This window comes from Chitinilyticum piscinae (genome assembly GCF_015223195.1).
In the GTDB taxonomy this organism is placed as follows: Bacteria; Pseudomonadota; Gammaproteobacteria; order Burkholderiales; family Chitinibacteraceae; genus Chitinilyticum; species Chitinilyticum piscinae.
Genome location: NZ_JADFUA010000001.1, coordinates 264,864 through 285,560, shown reverse-complemented (window position 1 = coordinate 285,560; position 20,697 = coordinate 264,864). Strand labels below are relative to the sequence as shown.

Here is a 20,697-nt window from a genome sequence, read left to right as displayed (position 1 = left end):
CAGTGGCACCAACAACAACGGCAACCTGCGGGTTGCCGTTGTTGTTGGTGAGCGGCGCAGCCTTGTTCAGACTGACGCGTCAGGGTGAATCACCGGCAGGGTCATGATAAAGCGCGCGCCGTGATCCGGGGCGCTGACCAGTTCGATTTGCCCGGCGAGCCGCCCGCACACCAGCGTGTAAACCAGGTACAGGCCGAGTCCGCTGCCGCCCTGGCCGAATTTGGTGGTAAAGAAGGGTTCGAATACCCGCTTGTGCAATTCCGCCGGGATTCCGCGGCCATTATCCTCGACAGCCAGCTGCACCTGCTGTTTGCTGCTGCGAGTGGCGGTGATGCGGATGACGCCATCGGGGCGACCGTCAAATCCGTGCATGATGGCATTGAGTACCAGATTACCCAGTACCTGTTCCAGTGCACCGGGATAGCTGTCGAATTCCAGGTCCTCAGGCAGTTCGGTTTCGATGCGGTAGGGGGTGTGCTTGTAGCGTGGCTTGAGGGCAAACAGCACTTCATTCACTGTGGTCGCCAGATTGAAGTGGCGGCGCAGGTCGGAGGCGGTATCAACGGCAACCTGCTTGAAGTTGGCGATCATTTCGGCGGCCCGCCAGCAATTGTGCTCGATCAGCCGGGCTGCCTCGCTGGTCTGGACCAGGAAGGTGTCCAGTTCGCTGCGCTTGATCGCGCCCGCTTGCACTTTTTGCTGCAGGGTACGTGCTTCTTCTCCGAAGGTGGTTGCGGTGGTTAGCGATATACCTAGCGGTGTATTGAGCTCGTGAGCCACCCCGGCTACCAGACTGCCCAGCGCGGCCATTTTTTCGGTCTGCACCAGCTGCGTCATTGCTTGTTCAAGTTCGGCAGTTCGCGCCGCAACGCGTGCTTCCAGTGCTTCGTTGGCACTGGTCAGCTCGGTATTGAGTTGCTGGATGTTCTGCTGGTCCAGCTGCCGTTCATGATTGATCAGCGCGCGCGCGGCAATATCGGCCAGCTGTCCGCCGCGGGCGACCTCGATCGGTGACCAGTTGCGCTGGGCTCCGCTGGCTTCGCACAACAGGACCGCGACAACCCGCCGCTCAACCCGCAAGGGAAATCCCAGCAGCGAGAAGACATGATTTGGGGCCAGGTAGCGGGCATGCAGCTCCCAGGTTAGCTGGTGATGACGCGCATCATGCGCAACCAGCGGCCCGCCGCGGGCCAGCCATTCGAACACGGCAGGGCATTCACGGGCGTCGATCCGGCTGCGCGGCAGCTCGGCGGGCAGCCCGCCGCGGCACAGATAGCTGCAACCCAGCGTACCGGCGTCGGCGTCATACAGCCAGATGCCGCAGCGCTGGACATCCATGACCTGGCAGCCGGTGGCGCAGATGGCGGCAAATGCGGCATCCAGTTCGCCGGTATCGATGCTGGGGCTATTGGACAGCTCCAGCAGCAGCTGGCTGGTGTTGGGGTGCAGCCCAGCCCAGTTTTCCAGCTCACCCATGCGCTGTGGCGCGGCCTCGCGCACGATGCTCAGCTCCAGCTGATGCCCCTGGCGATAGTAGTCCAGCGCCTGTGTCAGCGAGCCGGCAGCGGCCGCGCATTCGGCGGCATCAAGCAGAACGGCAGCCTCCAGATGTTCGTTGGCGATGTCGTGCGCCAGGGCAATGGCCTGCTGCAGCAGTGGCAGCCCCTGTGCCGGTCGCTGCTGCTGCATTTCCAGCAAGCCCTGCAGCCTGAGTACATTGATACGGGTCCAGCTGTAACCGGCCTGCTCGGCAATCGCGAGTGCCTGGGTCAGCAGCGGTCGTGCGGCATCGCCTTGCTGCTGCATCAGCAAGACTTCGGCGAGCCGGAAGGCGGTTTCGGTGGCAAATTCGGTCAGCTGGTTGGCCAGGCAGAGTTCGCGTGCCCGTTCGTATTCCTGGACGGCACCGGCGAAATCACCCGTCTGGCGCAGGTTCTGCCCGAGGTTGATCCGTGCCTTGGCTTCCAGATAGGGATCCTGCAAACCGTGTTCGTGCATGCGTTGCAGGGCATTGCGATGGATCTGCACCGCCGTCGCGGGATCCTTCAAAGCATCATGGATCATGCCCAGGCCGATATAGGCCATGATCTGGGTGACCCATTCCTGTGCCAGTGTCGCGACCTCGATGCAGCGGGCCCAGAATTGCAAGGCGCTGTGATAGTCCCCCTGGACGTAATAACTGCGGCCGATTGATTCGAGCAGATGCGCTTCGGCGGAAAACAGATGCAGTGACTGGGCAATCTGCAGTGCTTCATACATCCGGTCACGCGCCAGCACCGCCTTGCCGAGGTTGTCCATGATGTGGCCGTACAGCTCGGCAATTGCGACGAAGCCGCTGTAATCACGCCGCTCGCGCGCCTGTTCGAAGGCGATCTCGCACAGTTCGCGGGCATCATTCTGCCGGTCGGCGGGAATGGCGGCGATGCGTGCCAGCATTTCGGCGGTCAGGGGCGAGACGGGAATGGGCATGGTAAAACCGGTGAATGGATCTGTTTCAGCATAGTCAGCGTGTCGGTCAAATGAAACAGCCGAACCATGTACTACAGCCGGTGCTGGCGATCACGGCATAATGGCATCCTTTGCCAAGGATGACGCATGCTGACCCGCCAGGATATCCCCGCGTTGACTGCCGGTTTCATTACCGTGCTGGTGGGCTACACCAGCTCGGCCGCCATCGTGTTTGCCGCCGCGCGAGCGGCGGGAGCCAATGCTGCCGAACTGGCATCCTGGTTGCTGGCACTCGGACTGGGAATGGGACTGACCTGCATCCTGTTGTCGCTGCGCTACCGCGTACCGGTGGTGACCGCATGGTCGACACCTGGTGCCGCGCTGCTGATGACCAGTCTCAGCGGGGTACCCTTGGCCCAGGCGATCGGGGCCTTCGTGTTTTCGGCGGCGCTGATGCTGCTGTGCGGGGTGACCGGCCTGTTCGAACGGGTCATGAACCGGGTGCCGATGCCACTGGCTGCCGCGCTGCTGGCCGGCATTCTGGTGCGCTTTGGCCTGAATGTTTTCAAGGTATTGCCCCAGCATCTTGTGCTGGTACTGGGGATGTTTGCCGTCTACTTGCTGGCCAGGCGGCGGCAGAGTCGCTATGCGATTGTGCTGGTTCTGCTGACTGGCCTGCTGATTGCTGGGTGGCAGGGCGAGCTGCACTGGCAGGGTGTTGGCCTGGAGCTTGCCCGCCCGGTATGGATTTCCCCGGCCTTTTCCTGGCCGGTCCTGCTTGGGGTGGGTCTGCCCCTCTTTGTCGTGACCATGGCTTCGCAGAACATTCCCGGGGTGGCGACGCTGCATGCCAATGGCTACCGTCCGCCCATATCGCCGATTCTGGGCGGTATCGGGCTGGTCAATCTTGTGCTCGCCCCGCTGGGCTGTTTTGCGCTCAATCTGGCGGCGATTACTGCCGCACTTTGCATGACGCCGCAAGCGCATGAAGACCCGCAGCGTCGCTATCTGGCCAGTGTGGCCGCAGGGAGCATCTATCTGCTACTGGGCGTGTTCGGTGCGACCGTCGGTGCAGTTTTCGCGGCTTTCCCGCAGGCACTGGTTCTGGCAGTGGCCGGGCTGGCCCTGTTTGGCACCCTGGCTGCCGGCCTGGCGATCGCCATGCGTGACGAGCCTTTGCGCGAGCCGGCACTGATTACCTTTCTGATTACCGCGTCGGACATGACACTCTTCGGTATCGGCTCGGCATTCTGGGGGCTGGTCGGTGGGGTGCTGGCCTGGCTGCTGCTGGTTCGGCCGAAGTAGTCATGGGTATTGCTCTCTGATCCATGCAGAAAGAAGACGAGGCTTGTATAGGGTCATGGGTATATGCTGTCGATCCGGGTGTAGCTAGGGCCTTGCGGGGTCAGGGTCGACGCATAGAGCCCGGCTGCGCCGGTTTGCCATTCCAGTGTCGGCGCGAGTCGGGCTTGCCAGGGGGCCGCGTCGCGCAGCAGGGTGATGTGCGGCTGCCATGGCCGTTTTTCCACCGGCAGCCCCAGTGCGCGCAGGCCCTGCTGCAGTTGCGCCAGCCCTGCAGCGAGCGCCGCAGGTATTGTGCTGCAGCCCAGCCAGACCACATGGCCGTGCTGCTGGCGGAAGCAACCCAGTTCGTCGAGGATCAGTGTGCCGTAGTTGTCGGGCAAACCGGCCAGTAGCGCCTGTATATCCGGCAGTGCTTTGTCCGGCGTGTCGCCCAGAAAAGCCAGTGTCAGATGCAGATTGGCGCTGGCCACGGGGCGGCCCTGGCATTGGCCGTGCAGCGCGTCGCGGATGTTGCAGATGGTGTGGCGTAACGGGTCGGGCAGTGGCAGCGCAATGAACAGGCGCTTATTCGTCATGGTGACGTAACAGAAAATCGGCCGTCACCCAGCCCGCGTCACAGGTGAATTCATGCAGTCGGGTCGCCGCTTCGGCGCCAGGCAGCAGGCTGAAGGCGGCGACTTCACCATCCCGGTTTTCCGGGATGAAATCGTCCGGTAGCAGCAGGTCGTAGCAGTACAGGATCTCATCATGGGTGCCATCCGGCTCGTTGCGCGTGCTGCGTACGGCACCGCAGGCGACCAGTTGACCAGCCAGTTGCGGAGGAAGGCCGGCCTCTTCACCGAGCTCGCGGATGGCGCAGTCTGTCAGTGTTTCCCCGGCCGGCAAGCCGCCGGCCGCGAGATTGTCGAGCCGGTCAGGATCGATGGCCTTGCCGGGGGCTCGCCGGCCGACCCACAGTGCGCCGCTGTGCGTGTAGCCATTGATGTGCACAGCCCGACTGGTTAGCCCGAAGCGCCGGAATGCGGCACGTTCGAGCCGGAACAGCGCCTGATCGGCATCCGGCCAGCCGCGTTCGTCCGGTGCACAGCAATGGTATTCCTCATTGCGCCAACCGCTGATCAGGCCTTCATCGCGCATGGCTTCGGCGCTGGCACGCATCAGGGCCTGCAGCTGGCGCAGGCCGATGCTCACCGGCACTTCGATTTGTGTTGCCGAGGGGACAAAACGCCGGTCAAAGCGCTGCAACCAGTCGGCGGTTTCCGGCGATACCCAGCCCAGCGGCAGTCCTGCGGCGTGAAAGCGCAGCAAGCCGGAAGGCGAAAAGCGGGGCAACTGGCAGCGATACTGGGCGAGCAGATTATGCAGCATGGCGGGACTGGATCAGGCCGGGCAGCCAAGAGGGCTGCCCGTGCATGGCTTACTTGGTTTTGGCCGGGCGGCCGGTCTTGATGCGCTCGACACGGCAAGCCGTCGCGGCCAGCTGGGTATCGTCCAGCTCGGCCAGCAGCAGCAGGCCGGCTCGCAGCAGCTCGCTTTTCTTGATGTCGACGCCCTGCTTGAGCACGCGCGCCTTCAGCTCGGCCAGACGGGCGTACTCGGTTTCCGGAATCGTGTAACTGTCGCGAACCAGCTTAACCTTGACGGCCTTTTTCTTCTCGACCTTTTCCACCTTCTCGACTTTCTCGCTGCGGGCGGCAGGCTCGACGAGCACCGGTTTGGCCGGTGCAGCTGGGGCGGGCTTGGCCGGAGCGGGGGCCGCCGCTTTGGGCTGGGCTGGTGTTTGTGGCCGGGTTGGGGCGGGTTTCGCCTGTGCAGCAGGCTTGGGCTGAACAGGCGCATTCGGCTTGGCAGGCGCTGCAGCCGGCGAGGGCGCAGCAGCGGACTTCGGCTGGGAGGGCTTCTTTGCCGCTGCCGGCTTGCTGGCAGCGGGGGCGGATGTGGCTGCAGGGGTGGCTGCGGCTTTCGGTTGCGGCTTTTTGGCTGCCGTTTTGTTGCTGGGTGCTTCGCTGGCAGGCTTGCTGGCCGGTTTGCTGCTCATGCTCGACTCCTCATGTCATGAATGCTTCATACTCTAAACGATATATACCGTTTAAACTATTACAGTTTCAAGACAGCTGGGTGTAGTTAATCAATGCGCCGAATTCTGATTGCCAATCCCAAGGGCGGTAGCGGGAAATCCACGCTGGCCGCGCATCTGGCCTGCTGGTTTGCCTGGCAGGAAGATCAGGTGTTGCTGGGCGATACCGATCGCCAGCAGTCGCTGGCTGGCTGGCTGCAGCATCGTCCGCCCAGTTTGCCACGCATTCATGGCTGGGATGTGAAACCGGGCGAACCGGCACGCCCGCCGCGCGGCACGCAGGTCGCTATTCTGGATAGCCCGGCCGGACTGCATGGCAAGCGTCTGAAGGCCTTGTTGGGGATGGTCGATCAGGTCATCGTTCCCTTGCAGACCGGCATATTCGATTTCCGGGCCACTGCGGGCTTTCTGGAGGAACTGGCGGAAACCAAGGCACTCCGGCGGGATGAGATTCGGGTGGCGGCCGTGGGTATGCGCGTGAATACAAGAACCAACAACGGTCGTGAGTTGATACCCTTTCTGAACCGATTTGCCGTTCCGCTGGTAACCCAGTTGCGCGAGGCCACGCTGTACCGGGATACCATTGCCCGGGGGATGACACTCTTTGATCTGACCGAGGCGCGTACGCGGCAGGACCGCGCGCAGTGGCAGCCTCTGCTTGACTGGGTGACCGCGCCGCGCTGAGGACCTGTCAGTGCCAGGGGCCTGGCAGGAAGGCAAGGCAGATGATGAGTGTGCTGCCGACCATGAGCGCGCCGATCAGGCCGTTCAGCCAGAATAGCACACGCACCGGTCGTGACAGGATGCGCCGGAAGCGCCCGGTGCGGGTCAGCAGCCAGATGCTGCCCATGTAGGCCCCCAGCTCTTCCGGATCGGCGTACAGCGAGCCTTTGGGTTTGTCGAGCATGTCGTTGTAGTGCTCATCGACATAGTCATACAGCAAGCGCGACACGAGCGCGTACAGCAGAAAGCCCGCCAGCCCGGTCACAATGCAGATCGGGAGAATGACGTCGAGAAACACCCCGGGCTGTGCCATCGCTGTTTTCCTTGTGTAACTAGAGCGCCGCCGGGCTGAAGCCGCCGGCATCGTCTTCGCGCGCGTCAATCTGCTGTCGCTGGATCAGAACCGGGATCAGCACCCGCACGATCGGCGGCGTGCGTGCGAGGGTGTATTCGGTCAGGTGCAGCGGCAGGGCATCACCATCTTCGCTGTCGATCATGCCCAGCCCGTTGACGCGGTATTCGCGGCAGCTCATCTGCAGCAGATCCGGCGTGGCGGCCAGCTGGGTTTCCAGAATGTCGCACAGCGCATCGGGGTTCAGTGCCTGATGCGAGCGTTCCAGTTCGGTGGTGAGGCTGCGGATGCGCTCTTCCTGGCGCGCCTTGTCGGCGGCAGCCTCCGGAGTACTGGTCGATGCCAGCCGCAGCATGACCCGCGCATTGCCCAGTTCGTCTTCCAGCTGGGTCTTCTCGGCTTCCAGCAACTCGATACTGCGGCGCGCTTCGCCGGCCACCATGTCGAGTATCTGCAGCGGCAACAAGGCCTGCAACGCGGCGGGACTTTCGACTGCCCGGCCGAGGCGGTGGTCGCGGAAGGTCAGCAGCCGCTGCGGGACATCCTGGCGCAACTGGCCATCCTGTTCACTGACACCATAGCGGGTTTGTTCATGCGGCGTGACGACCAGCAGGGTGCACAGCGAATCGGCCAGTGGCCAGTCGTAGAACCATTGCGCCAGTATGCCGTGCTGGTTGATGACTTCGTGCATCCGCTGCGGCGTGGCGAACACCAGCTGCAGCAGCCGGTCCTGGCGCCAGCTTTCGCTGGTGAGCATCACGGGCGCGGGCAGATGGGCTGCCGTCGCCGTCGCCTGTGCTTCTGCCCAGCCCAGATAGGGCGCCAGTCGCTCCTTGTACCGGCTGGCCAGACGGATTTTCGGGCTGGCCAGCTCGACCAGCTGCTCGATGAGTGCCAGATCGACGCCGGCCAGCGGATCGGGGCGGTTCCACAGCTGCTTGATGGTGTTCCACATGATGGCGGGTTCAGGGATTCAATTCATACAGTGTAGCCGGATCGGGCTCGTCGAGCTGGCGAATGACGTGCGCCGGGTTGCCGGCGACCAGTGTGCAGCGGGGCACATCCTTGGTCACGACACTGCCGGCACCGACCACACTGTGATCGCCGATGGTCACCCCAGCCACGATCAGCGCATCTGCGCCGATCCAGACATTTTCGCCCACCGTGATCGGTCGGGCCCAGAAGGCCCAGCGTTGGCGTTCGGCCGGATCCACCGGATGGTAGGCGGTGAGAAAGCGCACGCCCGGGCCGACCAGCGTGTGATGCCCGATAGTGATTGGCGCCGAGCCGTCAAGCACGACGGCGGCATTGATGAAGGCCTTGCGGCCGATACGGATATTCCAGCCACTGCCGATGTAGGTCGGATTCATGATGGTGGCGCCGCCGTTTTCGGCCAGCATGCGATTCAGGATGTCCTGCGCCTCACTGGCCTGCTCGAACGGGTCGAGTTCGTTGTAGCGTGCCAGCAATTCGGCTTCAGCTTCACGTTCGGTGCGACGCTGACCCAGATCGCTGAATGCAAAACGGATTGGTGGCTGCATGCCCATGACGCGCATCCTCGCGGTGATTGATTCCATTATGGCGTGTGCCGATGGAAGTGGCGGATATGTAAGCAAACAATTATGCTGTAACCAATTTCGGGTGGTTTTTCCCGAATTGCGTTTATCCGGAGGCAAATGATGAAGAACTGGAAACTGCGAACCCGGCTGCTGGCGGGCTTTGGTGCCGTACTGGCCTTGCTGCTGGTGGTCGGTGGTGTCGGTTTTCTCAGCGTTGCCAAGGTGCGTACCCAGCTGAGCGAACTCGTTGACAGCACCTATCCCAAGGTGGCGCTGGCCAATGAAATCATCCAGATCAATCTGGGAAACGGGCAGGAAATCCGCAATGCACCGCTCGCCGACTCGCTCAGCGACATGGATGATGTTCTGGCTCGCGCTGAAACCGGGCACAAGCAGTTGCAGGCGAAGCTGGCCGAGCTGAAATCCCTGCTGACCGACCCCGATGCCATCGCGCTCTTTGCCAGTGTGGAAGCCAAGGGCAAACAGCTGGATCAGGCGACAACCGTGCTGATCAACCAGCTGAAAATCGACCGCAGCATCGCCGGCAAACTGATCAATCAGGACTACGCCAAGGCGAGCGGCGAGTTTCAGGCCAGCCTGAATGCGCTGGCCCAGCACCTGCGTTCCGATATGGAAGAAGACCGCAACAGTGCGCGCACGGCAACAACGGCGGCTTTGTCGCTGATGCTGATGCTTGGCGCGATTGCCATTGTGCTGGGCCTGTCGGTTGCCTGGGTGATTGCCAGCAAGGTCGCCAGCCAGCTGCGCTCGGCCGCGACCGTGGCCGGCCAGATCGCCGAAGGCGATCTCACGCACGACTGGAGCGGGCAACGCTACGGGCAGGATGAGATTGGCCAGCTGCTTGGCTCGCTGCACAAGATGCAGGACAAGCTCACCGACATGATCCGCCAGATCAGCCGCAATGCCGACAATGTTGCTGGTACCGCGCGCCAGCTCAGCAGCGTGTCGCAACAGCTGACCGGCAGCTCGGAAGAACAGTCCGGGGCTGCCAGTGCGATGGCTGCTGCCGTACAACAGGTGAGCACCAGCATGGAGCAGGTGGCCGACAACACGCTGGAGGTCGAGCAGCAGGCGCGCAGCGCCGGCGATCTCGCCGAGGCCGGCAATGGGGATGTGCAGGCGGCCAGCCATGAAATGCGCGAGATTGCCACCGAAGTGACCGCTGTATCGGAGCGCATCGCCGAGCTGGGACAGAATATCCGCGACATTGGCAGCATTGTCGTCGTCATTCGCGATGTGGCCGACCAGACCAATCTGCTGGCTCTGAATGCGGCAATCGAAGCCGCGCGGGCCGGCGAGCAGGGGCGCGGTTTTGCGGTCGTGGCCGACGAAGTGCGCAAGCTGGCCGAGCGGACGGCCCAGTCGGCCAGCCAGATTACCGCCATGGTCAACAGCATCCAGCAGGGCGCCGAGCAGGCCGTGCAGAGGATGGATAACGGTAGCCGCCGTGCTTCTGCAGGGCTGGATCAGGCCAACAAGGCCAGCGAAAGCATTGAACGCATCAACCAGCGCAATCACGATGTGGTCGCGGCAGTGACGGTGATTACCGAGCAGATGCAGGAGCAGCGCGTGGCCACGCGCGATATCGCCGTCAATGTCGAGCGCATCGCCGGCATGGCGCAGAGCACTTCGCAGGCTTCACGCTCGATGGCCAGCTCCGTGCATGAACTGGAGCGCATGTCCGCCGAACTGGCGGCCGCCATGCAGCGCTTCCGCGTGCGTTAAGCCCCGTTCAGCACAACACAGCAGCCCGGCACGCCGGGCTGCTGTTTTTTGTGGGTATGTTATTGCAAGTTATATTGGATAAGGTTCTTGGTGCTATACCTTGCCACCCTTTCGGCTGGCAAGCTGGGCGCCGCACAAGACCAGTCCCGCGCCCGCCCATTGCACGCCACTGAAGTGCTCACCCAGCAGGGCCATGCTCAGACCGATCGACAGAATCGGGCCGACGCTGCCGATCAGGGCCGTGCGCCCGGGGCCGATGCGATCCATCGCCATGGTCATTGCGTACACCGGCAATACCGTGCAGAACACGGCCATGATGGCGGTATCTGTCCAGACCACGACCGGCAGATCAAGCAGGCGCTGCGGATCACGGGTGAGCAGGTAATGCAGCACCAGCGCCGTGGCGGACACCAGCAAGGCCAGCTCGGTAAAGCGCGTGGCGCCGATCTGGCGGATGACAGGGGCGCTGAAACACATGAATACGGCAAAGCTCAGCGTGCTGCCCAGAATCAACAGCATGCCGGTGACATCGCCATGCGTGGCGCCACCGTGGCTGCTGGCCACCAGCAGCGTGCCGGCCAGGCTCAGCGGCAGGGCAAGGACCAGGCTGCCGGGAATGCGGTTGCCAAATGCCAGCCAGCCCATGATCAGCGTGAAAGCGGGGTAGAGCGTCAGGATCAGTCGCTCCAGGCTGGCGCTGACCGTCTGCAGGCCCAGAAAATCGAGCAGGCTGGAGAAGTAATAGCCGCACAGTCCCAGCATGATCAGCCAGCGCCACTGTGCGCCGGTGAGTGGCGACTGTGCGGGATCGCGCCGGATTGCGCGAACAGCCAGAATCAATGGCACGCAGAAGAGCAGGCGCAAGGTCAGTACATCCAGCGCATCCGCGCCGTGTGCATAGGAAAACTTGATGAAGATGGCTTTCAGGGCGAAGCCGGTGGCCGCCAGTACGGCCAGTGCAACACCGGCCTGGTGAGGGGAAATACGTTGGGAAGTGGCATTCATCGCAGTGCTCCGTCTTGTGGGTGGGCTGGCTGCGGTGAAAGGGATGGTCTGCACCGCAGCGTACTGCCGCGGTGTGGGTGCTGATCTAGCTGACTGATGCGCACGCACGAACCGCGGAGGCTGTTTTCAGCCACACGATTCGTTTCAGGACGGCGATTGCGCCGCTAATGATTGTGCTTTGCATCATGAGTGCACGGTAGCAAGCCGACTTGGCGTGGGTCAATCCCCGGCTTTGATTTGCTGTGTAACGGAAGTAATCAGGCGGTAAGCCAGACTGGCCCCGCTGGGAATGTGCGGCAGCGCATCAATGTGATACCAGCCGGCGTCTTCGATCTCGCCGGGCTGGCAGACGATGTTTCCGCTGACGTAGTCGGCGGTAAAGGCCAGCATCAGGGAATGCGGATAGGGCCAGCTCTGGCTGCCGAACCAGCGCAGATTGGTGATCTCCAGCCCGACTTCCTCGCGCACCTCGCGCACGGCGGCTGCTTCCAGTGTTTCCCCCGCATCGACAAAACCGGCGATCAGACCATACACCCCGGGGATGAAGTGCGGCGAGCGGGCCAGCAGGATTTCCGAGCCGCGGCGCACCAGCACCATTACTGCAGGCGAATGTCGGGGCCAGGCGCGCTGCCCGCAGGCCGGGCAGGCCACGGCCGCTTCATCTGCGGCCATAAGTGCCGTTTCGTGGCCGCAAGCGCCACAGAAGCGGTGCTCGTCCAGAAAATGCAGCAGCTGTCGCCCGCGCGCGGCAATGCCGTATTGGCCGGCCGGCAGCAGTGCCCAGCTGGCGCGCAGGCTAATCGGAGTCAGGCTGTCCGGACTGGTCGCATCCGGGAGCGCCAGCAATTGCACCGGCTGGTCCTGCCAGTGGCCGATCAGCCAGGCACGCGTACCAGTCGGCCAAGGCTGTTGCTCGGGGAGGGCGGTGCCGGCCAGCAGCAGCTCGCCGGCACGGAAGGCCACGCTCAGTGCTGCGGGCAAGGGAGCGGGCAAGGCATGGAAGCTGGCCGTGAAATCGTCTGGCAGGGTCGGCGAATGCATGGGAAACCCTCAGAAAGCCTTGATGAAGAGTGACAGCCCGGTCAGCAGGGTGACAAGCTCGAAGCAGCGCTTCACCAGCCGGTTGCCTTTGACCAGCGCCCAGTGTGCCCCGAGGTAGCCGCCCAGTACCGAGGCCACGAGCAACACTGGCACCCAGGGCCAGTAGATGCCAGCCTGCGCGGCCAGTGCGGCAGCGCCAGCCCCGTTCCAGAACAGGCCGACCAGCACCAGGGTATAGGCAACCGCGCGTTTGTATTCCAGCCCGTACCAGTACACCAGCCACAGCGTGACAAACAGCCCGGTGCCGGACGTGAGCGAGCCATTGAGTACGCCGATCAGAAACAGCACCAGCGCACCAGCCGCCAGTCGCCAGCCCGCCCGGTTGCGGGGTATGGCCTGCAAACCCAATTCTGGCGTGAGCAAGGAGTGAATACCCAGTCCGGTAGTCAGGATGGCCAGAGCCAGCAGAGCCCACTGGTCGGGGATGCGCAGAATCAGGTGTGCGCCAAGCACGACCCCGGGCAGGCCGGCGGCAAGGATCAGCGCAGAAAAGCGCAGATTGAGCGTACCCGAGCGCAGGTGTTTCAGGGTGGCCCCGACACCGAGCGCAACACTGGCGAGTTTGTGGGTTGCCAGCGCGACGGGAAACGCCAGTCCGAGAAACAGCAGGATCGGTAGCTGCAGCAATCCGGCGCCTCCCCCGGCCAATGCCGACAGGGTATTGGCGACCAGCGACACGGCAAACAGCAACAACGAATCGAGCACAAGCGCATCCTCGGGCAAAACAGCAGCTTAACGCGTGGCCCGTCAGTTTCGCGTCACGCTTTGTTCGCTACTTCAGATAGGAGCGGATGACCTGCTGGACGACGTCGAGGTCTTCACGGCGTTTGGCCAGCTCGTTTTCCTCGACCAGATGCACGGTCAGGTGCTCGGTCAGTACGGCACCCATCAGGCCGTTGACGGCCCCGCGCAATGCGGCAATCTGCTGCAGCACATCGGCGCAATCGCTGCCGTTTTCCAGCAGTGTCGCCAGTGCGGCGGCCTGGCCCTGGATGCGCCGGGTTCTGGCCAGCAGTTTCTTCTGATCACGCAATGTGTGTGACATTCGCTTACACCTGAAAATCGCCAAAAATACTGGGGGGTAGTATCCTGTGATGCTCGATTCGCCGCAGGAATACCGCCGATGACCGAATTTACCACGCTGTTGCAGCAGGGCAATGCCTGGCTGTTCGTCCCGAGTGCCATCCTGCTGGGTGCGTTGCACGGTCTGGAGCCGGGGCATTCGAAAACCATGATGGCCGCGTTTATCGTGGCCATCCGTGGCACGGTCGTCCAGGCGGTGCTGCTGGGCTTGTCGGCAACCCTGTCGCATACCGCAGTGGTTTGGGCGGTCGCCATGGCCGGTTTGTATTTCGGTCGCAACTGGAATGCGGCAACGACCGAGCCCTATTTCCAGCTGGCCTCCGGCATTCTGATTGTGCTGGTGGCCTTGTGGATGCTCTGGCGTACCTGGCATGAGCAGCATGGCCATCATCACCATCATCATGACTGCCACGACCACGACCACGACCACGACCACGACCACAAATATCGGCGACATGAGCCGCATGCTCATCACCACGATCATGGCCATGGCGGACTCGCGCTGGGCGTGGCGGATGATGCGCATGCCCGTGCCCATGCGGCCGATATCCAGCGCCGCTTCGCCAACCGCCAGGTCACTACCGGCCAGATCGTACTGTTCGGCCTGACGGGTGGGCTGATCCCCTGCCCGGCATCGATCACGGTGCTGCTGCTGTGCCTGCAGCTGAAAAAGATCGCACTGGGCGCCACCCTGGTGCTGAGCTTCAGTGCTGGCCTGGCGCTGACGCTGGTCGCCAGCGGTGCCGTGGCAGCACTGGGGGTACGCCACATGGCGCAGCGCTGGCAGGGCTTTGATGCCTTTGCCCGCCGTGCACCGTATTTTTCGGGGGCGCTGATCGTGCTGGTTGGTTTGTATGTGGGCTGGCTGGGCCTGCGTGCGCTGATCTAGGCTGGATTTCGCCGCTGCGCCGGCTTACCATGCGCAGCTTCTGTCCCGAACCGAGATTGCGCCATGGCCAAAGCCCTTACCCTCGACCGTTTCCTGCAAAGCCAGGGCTTCGGCTCACGCAAGGGCTGCCGCGATCTGGTCGACGACGGCGAAGTGACGATCAACGGCGAGACCGTAAAAAGCTGGAAGCAGGAGGTCGTTCCCGTTGAGGGCTTGCCATTCACGGTGTTCGGCGAAGACTGGGAATACCGCAGCCAGGTGTACATCGCGCTGAACAAGCCGTCCGGCTATGAATGCTCGCGCAAGCCCTCGCACCATCCGCCGGTACTGGAATTGTTGCCGGAAAACTTCGAATGGCGGGATGTGCAGCCGGTGGGCCGACTGGATCATGACACGACCGGCTTGCTGCTGCTGTCGGACGACGGGGCATTCATCCATGCACAGAGCCATCCCAAACACCACGTGCCCAAGCTGTATGTGGCAACCTGTGCCGAGGCCGTCACCCCGCAACTGGTGGCCAAGCTGCTCGCAGGCGTGCAACTGATTGACGAGCCGGCGCCGCTGGCCGCCGTGCATTGTGCGCAGCTTGACGAATACCGGCTGGAAATCGTGCTGGAGCAGGGCAAGTACCATCAGGTGAAGCGCATGCTGGCAGCCGCCGGCAATCACTGTGCGGCGCTGACGCGGACCGCGATCGGCGGGCTGACGCTGGCTGCACTGGATCTGGACGAGGGTGAGTGGCGCTATCTGAGCGCAGAACAACTGCTGCAGCTGCAGGCATGAAAAAACCCGCCAGGGTATGCCTTGGCGGGTTTTATTTTTGGCTAGCTACGAGGCAATACCCTGCTTATTGCTGGCCGCAGCCCGAGCAGCCGAATTTATCGCTGCTGTCGGTTTTCAGATTGCTGCGGATCGCCTCCAGCTTGTACGGCTCGTTCAGCTGGCACATTTCATCCACCAGTTCGGCCTGCCAGCTGTTGTGGGTGTCCTTGGTGATCAGTTTCCATTTCGGATCGCTGAACGTCTGCCATTCACCCTGCTGATTGGCCCAGGCGTAGGTGTGATACTGGTTCGAGAAGCAGTCCAGTCCTTCGAACAGCACATTGCGCGCCTTGCCGCGCTTGGATTTCACCATCATCACATAGCGCACGATGCGGTCATCCTTGCCGACCGTGATGCTGTCGAGCGCAATGGCGTAATCGTTCTGCTGCACCGGCTGATGCGGAATGGTGACCTGTGCCCATTCCTTGAGCTTGGCCAGATCCGGCATGGTGTATTCGCCTTCCTTGGGGGCCGGCTTGCCGTCCTTGAGCAGGTTGCTGAACATGCCACCATCGCTATCGCCATCCCCGACGACCTGGCCATTGGGCCCGCGGCCGGAGTCATATTCGGTGGCCTGGCTCAGCGGGCTGGCCAGCAGCAGGATGGAGGAAAGGGCAATCGCGGCGCGGCGCATGATGAATACCTGCATGGAAGAAGGAGTGGATGCTAGCAAAGGGGCGGTTACCCATCAATCGCGCTGGTGATGGATGGGAATAATCCGGCCCTCGCGGTGTTGGGGCTGCCAGCTGGGCTGCAGGGTGACATGGTCGATCTGGAAGCGCTTGAGCAGCATCTGGTTCAGCCGTGGCAAAAGCGCCGGCCAGTCGCTGCCCTTGCTGATCTGCAGGTGTGCCGACAACGCAACCCGCCGACCGGAAATCCGCCAGACGTGCAGATCATGCACTTCGCGCACGCCGGGCTCGGCGGCAATCGCCATGCCGATATCGTGCAGCTTCAGGTGCGGGGGGACGCCCTCCATCAGGTCGTGCGTCGTCTGTTTCAGCAGTGCCCAGGTCGAGCGCAGGATCAGGCCCAGCACCAGTACCGACAGAATGGGGTCGATCGGTTTCCAGCCGGTGAAATAGATGATCGCCCCGGCGGCAATGGCCGCGACTGAGCCAAGCAGATCTCCCAGGACATGCAGCAGCGCGGCGCGGCTATTCATGTTGTCGTGGTCATGCGAGAGCTGCCACGCCGAGAGCACATTCACGATCAGGCCGATGACCGCGATCACCATCACGCCACCGCCGTTGACTTCCTGCGGGTGCAGGAGCCGCTGTACGGCCTCGACCCCGATCCATACCACCAGCGCAATCATCGCTAGGCTGTTGAGCAGTGCCCCCAGCACCTCGGCCCGGCCAAAGCCATAGGAATGATCATCGTTGGCCGGGCGCTGGCCGATCAGATTCGCAATCAGCGCCAGCAGCAGCGACGCCGAATCGGTGAACATGTGACCGGCGTCGGAAATCAGCGCCAGCGAGCCAGCCCACCAGCCGCCGATCAGCTCGACGAAGGCAAACCCGGCGGTAATCAATAGCGCGAACACCAGCCGTTTCTGCGAACTGGGTACGCCGTGATGATGGTGATGGTGGCTGTGGTCGAATTCATGGTCATGCCCGGCATGGTGCCCCCCGGGCTGATCGTGCGGGTGTGCGTGTGCGTGACTCATGCCGGTGCCTCATTGCCGGACCGGGGCCAGCTCAGGGTGACTGCGAGTCCGCCCTCTGGGTGGTTATGAAAGCGCAGCTCGGCGCCGTGCAGCTCGGCAATCCGCCGGACGATCGACAGCCCCAGCCCCGAGCCCGGTTGCGTCTGGCCGGCTTGCCGGTAAAAGCGCTCGCCCAGGCGCTGCAGTGTTTCCGGGCTGATGCCCCGGCCGTGGTCGATCACGCTGAGACCGTCGGCGGCAAGCTCGATCCGGATCGGCGCAGCGCCATAGCGCCGGGCATTGTCGAGCAGGTTGCGCAGTAGCAATTGCAGCAATCCGGCATGGCCTTGAATGTGCAGATCGCTCTGCCCGCAGAGCGCGACGTCGTCTGCGGTCTCGCTGTCGAGGGTGGTTTGTACCAGCGCCTGCAGGCTGAGGGTGTCCGTCGCCAGTTCGTCCAGATGTTCCAGCCTTGCCAGTTCCAGCAGCTGATTGACGAGCTGGGTGGTGCGGCCAACACCGGTTAGCGCTTGCTGGATCGCCCGTTCACGGGCCTCGGGGCGCGGGCTGCGTCCGGCGACTTCCAGCTGGATTTGCAGGGCGGCCAGCGGCGTGCGCAATTCATGGGCAGCATCGGCGGTGAAGCGTCGCTCACGGGCCAGGACGGTGCTCACCGCAGCAAACAGCTGGTTGAGTTGCCGGGTAAGCGGGCGGATTTCCTGCGGGACAGGATGTTCCAGAGGTGTTAGATCGTTCGGAGTGCGGGCAGCCAGCTCCGCGCGCAGGTTTTGCAGCGGCATCAGTGCGCGCCGCAGGGCGAAGTAAAGCAGGCCGAGCAGTAACAGCGCGGAAATGGTGACCGGCCAGCCCAGATGCTCCAGGATTTCTTCCAGCAGTTCGTCCTGCCAGTCGCTGCGTTCACCCACCACGGCGATGCGCTCACCATCACGGGCAATGGCAACCAGCCAGCGCTGCCCGCCATGTTCAAGCAAGCGCCGGGAGCGCCGTTCTTCGCGGTTGCTCAGCAGCGGCAGAGGCGGCTGCTGGTCGCTTGCCAGAAGTACGCCATCCCGGCTGTAGATGGCAAAGCTGAAGGATTTGTCATTCTGCTGGCGCACCAGATCCGGCTGGCGGTGAATGTCGAAATCCAGCAGCATGCGGGCAACGTGCTGCAGGCGGTGATCCAGCATTTCGCCGAATTCGTGCCGGACCGTGAGGACAGTGCTGATACTGAGTGCCAGCCAGACCAGCAGGGTCGCAGCCCCCGTAAACAATGTCAGCCGGGATAGCAGTGAGCGCTGCAACCAATCCTTGAACATGTCAGGCCTCGCCCATCCGCCAGCCCAGTCCGCGCTGATTGCGGATGGTGTCGTTGCCCAGCTTCTTGCGCAGGTGCGAGAGATGGACATCCAGCGAATTGCTTTCCAGCTCGCTTTGCCAGCCAAACAGTTTTTCTTCCAGCTGCGGACGTGAGAGGTAGTGCGGCGCGTTCGCCATCAATAGATACAGTAGGCGGTATTCGGTTGCGGTTAGTTCTAGATGCTGGTTATCAAGCAATACCTGCTGTTTTCCCGGGTTGAGGCTCAGGTTGCGCCAGCGCAGTGTGGCGTCGGCATGGCCGTGGCTGCGGCGCAGCAGTGCGTGCAGGCGCGCGGTGAGCTCGCCCAGTGCAAACGGTTTGGGCAGGTAATCGTCGGCGCCGCAGTTCAGCCCTTCGATACGCTGCTCGATCTCGCTGCGTGCGGTAAGCAGGATGACGGGAACCGCATCGCCCTTGCCACGCAGCTGCCGCAGCAGGGTCAGCCCGTCCATGCGGGGCAGGTTGATGTCGAGCACGACCGCATCAAACTGGTGCGTTTGCGACAGCACATGCCAGGCATTCTGGCCATCGGTCAGCCATTCGACGACGAAACCGGCGTCCAGCAGGCCTTCCTTGATCCCGTCGCCCAGCAGGGCATCATCTTCGACCAGCAATAACTGCACGGCGGGGCTTACTCCTTGGTTGTGGTGTGATCTTGGCTACGCTTGTAACCGGTGATCATGGCCAGCGGCAGGTTCTCGCGGTGACGGACGCTCTCGATGACGGCCGCCAGCACATGCAGCAGCACGCAGGCGATCAGCGTGTTGGCAATGCCTTCATGCAATTCTTCCAGCCACTCTTCGCCCCAGTAGGCATCCATTCCCATCATATACCCGGTGGCGCCCAGTGACAGCACCAGCACCATCAGCAGCAGCATCATCACGGCGCCAGCGGGGTTGTGCCCGAGATGGCGTGGCGCCTGCCCTCGCAGGAGTGCTTTCAGGTAGGGGAATAGCCGCGATGGTGTCGGGAACCAGTCGGAAAAGCGGGCGTGCCGGCTGCCGACGACACCCCAGATCAGACGCGTAAGCACAATGCCGCTGGCGATATAGCCAGCCAGCCGGTGCCAGTCTTCGCCGGATTCATTGAGAAAATTGCCCAGCACGCACAGCACCAGACTCCAGTGCAGGATGCGCACCAGCGGATCCCAGATCTTGATGCGGTTCATGGTGTGTCTCCTTGATGGTGGACGGGAACAAGAGCCAGGCGCTGAGTGCCGCGACGATCGCCCAGCTCAGCCAGACCGACCACAGCGTGTGCGAAAGCAGGTGCGCGCCGCGCATCTGCTGCAGCCAGCCCAGCATCATACCGGGCGCCAGCAACAGCGGCGTCATGGCCAGTGCGCGACGCGGGCGGTCGGGCAGCCAGCAGGCGATCAGCCCCAGCAGCCATAATGCGCTGGTGGCATGGCCTGCCGGGAAACATTGCCCCGGTGACGTTCCTGAGGGGAGCGCATCAAAGAGTCGCAGCAAGGGGGCATGCCCGCCCCAGCGGTCGATTTCCCATGGGCAATGCAGGCTACTGAAGTGTTTCAGGGTGGCGATAATACCCGGGACGAGTATGACGCTGAGTCCGATTACCAGTCCGCGTTTTCCGGCAATACCCGTGGTCTTGTGCTTGCGGATTTGCCAGATGCTGCCGACGACCAGCGCAACGCCGAGAATCTGGAATAGCAGCTTGAACCAGTGGTGTCCCAGCTCGGCAGTGAGCCAGGCATCGCGCCAGGGGAAGCGCTGCTGCGCAAAATCGTAATAGTAGTCCGTCAGCCGGACATCCCAGTCGGTGGCGTAATTGACCAGCACCAGCAGCACGGCGGCCACGCAGAGGCCGCCGGCTTGCCAGCGCAGGAATTGTCCGCGGGTCAGCGCAGCGTGCGGCATGGATTACTTGCCGATCTCGGCCTTGACGATGCTGAGGTCCTTGGTGTCGAAATACACCTCGGCCTTCTTGCCGTCCTTGTTCCAGCCGTAGATTTCGTAGCAGTTGCCGTCAACCTTGAATTTCTTGATCTTGTAGCCCATTTCCACGATCCTGGCCTGGGCTTGGTCTTCCGGCAGCCATTCGTTTTTCGGGTGCTTGGTACAGCTGGCACCGGCGAAGGCCGAGCCGGCGATCAGGGTGGCGGATACTGCGGCGATCAGTTTCAGCATGACAAATCTCCAGATGGGTATGAGAGGTGCAGAGTCTGCAGGACGGATTGAACGTCATGAGGATGAAGCAAAACTTAAGCGCTGCCGCTTCGTTGTGCCGGAGGCTGCCGCTGGGACGTGAAACACCGTAAAATCAGCTTTTTGCCGCCTGGCCAGCCCACCATGACCCGTCCCGCTGCCGATCTTGTTGCCGATCTGTCCGGCCTGAATTGCCCCTTGCCCATCCTGCGCACCAAGAAGGCGCTGGCGAATCTCGCCGGCGGCCAGTTGCTGCAGGTGACCTGTACCGACCCGGCAACGCCGACCGATTTTGCGGCGTTCTGCAAACAGACCGGCAATCTGTTGGTCGAACACTGGGTCGAGGACAGTAAATTCCTGTTCCTGATCCAGAAGCGTGCCGACTGAGACGCGCCCCGATTTCCTGTCATC

General features: G+C 62.7%; 24 protein-coding genes. 6 read left to right on the top strand and 18 right to left on the bottom strand.

The window, feature by feature from the left end:
- Positions 1 to 66: 66 nt before the first annotated feature.
- Positions 67 to 2,469: an ATP-binding protein gene (locus INR99_RS01335; RefSeq protein WP_194114486.1), complete on the bottom strand. Its 2,403-nt coding sequence runs from the start codon at positions 2,467 to 2,469 to the stop codon at positions 67 to 69.
- 126 nt (positions 2,470 to 2,595) lie between these two features.
- Between INR99_RS01335 and INR99_RS01330 the strand changes: the two genes are divergently transcribed.
- Positions 2,596 to 3,753 carry a benzoate/H(+) symporter BenE family transporter gene (locus INR99_RS01330; protein WP_194114485.1) on the top strand — a complete coding sequence of 386 codons (1,158 nt, stop codon included), beginning with the start codon at positions 2,596 to 2,598 and terminating at the stop codon, positions 3,751 to 3,753.
- A gap of 53 nt (positions 3,754 to 3,806) precedes the next feature.
- Here the strand turns inward: INR99_RS01330 and thpR are convergent, their stop codons facing one another.
- From thpR to INR99_RS01315, 3 genes are read right to left on the bottom strand one after another with little or no spacing between them, the layout of a single operon-like run.
- Positions 3,807 to 4,328, bottom strand: a complete 522-nt coding sequence (gene thpR, locus INR99_RS01325; protein WP_194114484.1) for an RNA 2',3'-cyclic phosphodiesterase — start codon at positions 4,326 to 4,328, stop codon at positions 3,807 to 3,809.
- Positions 4,318 to 5,121, bottom strand: coding sequence for an NUDIX hydrolase (locus INR99_RS01320; RefSeq protein ID WP_194114483.1), 804 nt, complete (start codon positions 5,119 to 5,121; stop codon positions 4,318 to 4,320). Before INR99_RS01320 ends, thpR begins: the two co-directional genes overlap by 11 nt.
- 49 nt (positions 5,122 to 5,170) lie before the next feature.
- Positions 5,171 to 5,791, bottom strand: coding sequence for a hypothetical protein (locus INR99_RS01315; RefSeq protein ID WP_194114482.1), 621 nt, complete (start codon positions 5,789 to 5,791; stop codon positions 5,171 to 5,173).
- A gap of 93 nt (positions 5,792 to 5,884) precedes the next feature.
- On the opposite strand from INR99_RS01315, the gene INR99_RS01310 reads away from it, so the two are divergent.
- Positions 5,885 to 6,514: a ParA family protein gene (locus INR99_RS01310; protein WP_194114481.1), complete on the top strand. Its 630-nt coding sequence runs from the start codon at positions 5,885 to 5,887 to the stop codon at positions 6,512 to 6,514.
- 7 nt (positions 6,515 to 6,521) lie between these two features.
- On the opposite strand, the gene INR99_RS01305 is transcribed toward INR99_RS01310, so the two are convergent.
- From INR99_RS01305 to INR99_RS01295, 3 genes are read right to left on the bottom strand one after another with little or no spacing between them, the layout of a single operon-like run.
- On the bottom strand, positions 6,522 to 6,866 hold the full coding sequence (locus INR99_RS01305; protein WP_194114480.1) for a hypothetical protein: 345 nt from the start codon (positions 6,864 to 6,866) through the stop codon (positions 6,522 to 6,524).
- Between the two features lie 19 nt (positions 6,867 to 6,885).
- On the bottom strand, positions 6,886 to 7,860 hold the full coding sequence (locus INR99_RS01300; protein WP_194114479.1) for a hypothetical protein: 975 nt from the start codon (positions 7,858 to 7,860) through the stop codon (positions 6,886 to 6,888).
- A gap of 10 nt (positions 7,861 to 7,870) precedes the next feature.
- On the bottom strand, positions 7,871 to 8,482 hold the full coding sequence (locus INR99_RS01295) for a sugar O-acetyltransferase (protein ID WP_194114478.1): 612 nt from the start codon (positions 8,480 to 8,482) through the stop codon (positions 7,871 to 7,873).
- Positions 8,483 to 8,584: 102 nt separating this feature from the next.
- Between INR99_RS01295 and INR99_RS01290 the strand changes: the two genes are divergently transcribed.
- On the top strand, positions 8,585 to 10,210 hold the full coding sequence (locus INR99_RS01290; RefSeq protein WP_194114477.1) for a methyl-accepting chemotaxis protein: 1,626 nt from the start codon (positions 8,585 to 8,587) through the stop codon (positions 10,208 to 10,210).
- 93 nt (positions 10,211 to 10,303) lie between these two features.
- Here INR99_RS01290 and INR99_RS01285 read toward each other — a convergent pair whose 3' ends face one another.
- From INR99_RS01285 to INR99_RS01270, 4 genes are all read right to left on the bottom strand, one after another.
- Positions 10,304 to 11,215 (bottom strand): DMT family transporter, encoded by a 912-nt coding sequence (locus INR99_RS01285; protein ID WP_194114476.1) that lies wholly within the window; start codon positions 11,213 to 11,215, stop codon positions 10,304 to 10,306.
- Between the two features lie 219 nt (positions 11,216 to 11,434).
- A complete protein-coding gene (nudC, locus tag INR99_RS01280) occupies positions 11,435 to 12,256 on the bottom strand; it encodes an NAD(+) diphosphatase (protein WP_194114475.1) in 822 nt (273 codons plus the stop codon).
- Between the two features lie 9 nt (positions 12,257 to 12,265).
- Entirely contained in the window at positions 12,266 to 13,021 is a 756-nt protein-coding gene (locus tag INR99_RS01275) for a sulfite exporter TauE/SafE family protein (RefSeq protein WP_194114474.1), read from the bottom strand.
- Positions 13,022 to 13,088: 67 nt separating this feature from the next.
- Positions 13,089 to 13,361 carry a metal-sensing transcriptional repressor gene (locus tag INR99_RS01270; RefSeq protein ID WP_194114473.1) on the bottom strand — a complete coding sequence of 91 codons (273 nt, stop codon included), beginning with the start codon at positions 13,359 to 13,361 and terminating at the stop codon, positions 13,089 to 13,091.
- Positions 13,362 to 13,439: 78 nt separating this feature from the next.
- On the opposite strand from INR99_RS01270, the gene INR99_RS01265 reads away from it, so the two are divergent.
- Together INR99_RS01265 and INR99_RS01260 are read left to right on the top strand one after the other, a co-directional pair.
- On the top strand, positions 13,440 to 14,288 hold the full coding sequence (locus tag INR99_RS01265; RefSeq protein ID WP_194114472.1) for a nickel/cobalt efflux transporter: 849 nt from the start codon (positions 13,440 to 13,442) through the stop codon (positions 14,286 to 14,288).
- Between the two features lie 63 nt (positions 14,289 to 14,351).
- Positions 14,352 to 15,071 (top strand): pseudouridine synthase, encoded by a 720-nt coding sequence (locus INR99_RS01260; RefSeq protein WP_194114471.1) that lies wholly within the window; start codon positions 14,352 to 14,354, stop codon positions 15,069 to 15,071.
- A 64-nt stretch (positions 15,072 to 15,135) separates the two neighbouring features.
- On the opposite strand, the gene INR99_RS01255 is transcribed toward INR99_RS01260, so the two are convergent.
- From INR99_RS01255 to INR99_RS01225, 7 genes are read right to left on the bottom strand one after another with little or no spacing between them, the layout of a single operon-like run.
- The gene (locus INR99_RS01255) at positions 15,136 to 15,759 is read right to left on the bottom strand and encodes a CNP1-like family protein (protein ID WP_194114470.1); all 624 of its coding nucleotides are present in this window, start codon (positions 15,757 to 15,759) and stop codon (positions 15,136 to 15,138) included.
- A gap of 39 nt (positions 15,760 to 15,798) precedes the next feature.
- The gene (locus INR99_RS01250; protein ID WP_194114469.1) at positions 15,799 to 16,779 is read right to left on the bottom strand and encodes a cation diffusion facilitator family transporter; all 981 of its coding nucleotides are present in this window, start codon (positions 16,777 to 16,779) and stop codon (positions 15,799 to 15,801) included.
- Positions 16,776 to 18,077 (bottom strand): ATP-binding protein, encoded by a 1,302-nt coding sequence (locus INR99_RS01245; protein ID WP_194114468.1) that lies wholly within the window; start codon positions 18,075 to 18,077, stop codon positions 16,776 to 16,778. The genes INR99_RS01250 and INR99_RS01245 overlap by 4 nt, the downstream gene beginning before the upstream one ends.
- 1 nt (position 18,078) lies before the next feature.
- Entirely contained in the window at positions 18,079 to 18,741 is a 663-nt protein-coding gene (locus INR99_RS01240; RefSeq protein WP_194114467.1) for a response regulator transcription factor, read from the bottom strand.
- Positions 18,742 to 18,749: 8 nt separating this feature from the next.
- Positions 18,750 to 19,286, bottom strand: coding sequence for a cytochrome b/b6 domain-containing protein (locus INR99_RS01235; protein ID WP_194114466.1), 537 nt, complete (start codon positions 19,284 to 19,286; stop codon positions 18,750 to 18,752).
- Positions 19,201 to 19,998 carry a phosphatase PAP2 family protein gene (locus tag INR99_RS01230; RefSeq protein ID WP_194114465.1) on the bottom strand — a complete coding sequence of 266 codons (798 nt, stop codon included), beginning with the start codon at positions 19,996 to 19,998 and terminating at the stop codon, positions 19,201 to 19,203. The genes INR99_RS01235 and INR99_RS01230 overlap by 86 nt, the downstream gene beginning before the upstream one ends.
- 3 nt (positions 19,999 to 20,001) lie before the next feature.
- Positions 20,002 to 20,268 (bottom strand): PepSY domain-containing protein, encoded by a 267-nt coding sequence (locus INR99_RS01225; RefSeq protein ID WP_194114464.1) that lies wholly within the window; start codon positions 20,266 to 20,268, stop codon positions 20,002 to 20,004.
- Positions 20,269 to 20,430: 162 nt separating this feature from the next.
- On the opposite strand from INR99_RS01225, the gene INR99_RS01220 reads away from it, so the two are divergent.
- Positions 20,431 to 20,673 (top strand): sulfurtransferase TusA family protein, encoded by a 243-nt coding sequence (locus INR99_RS01220; RefSeq protein WP_194114463.1) that lies wholly within the window; start codon positions 20,431 to 20,433, stop codon positions 20,671 to 20,673.
- Positions 20,674 to 20,697: the final 24 nt, after the last annotated feature.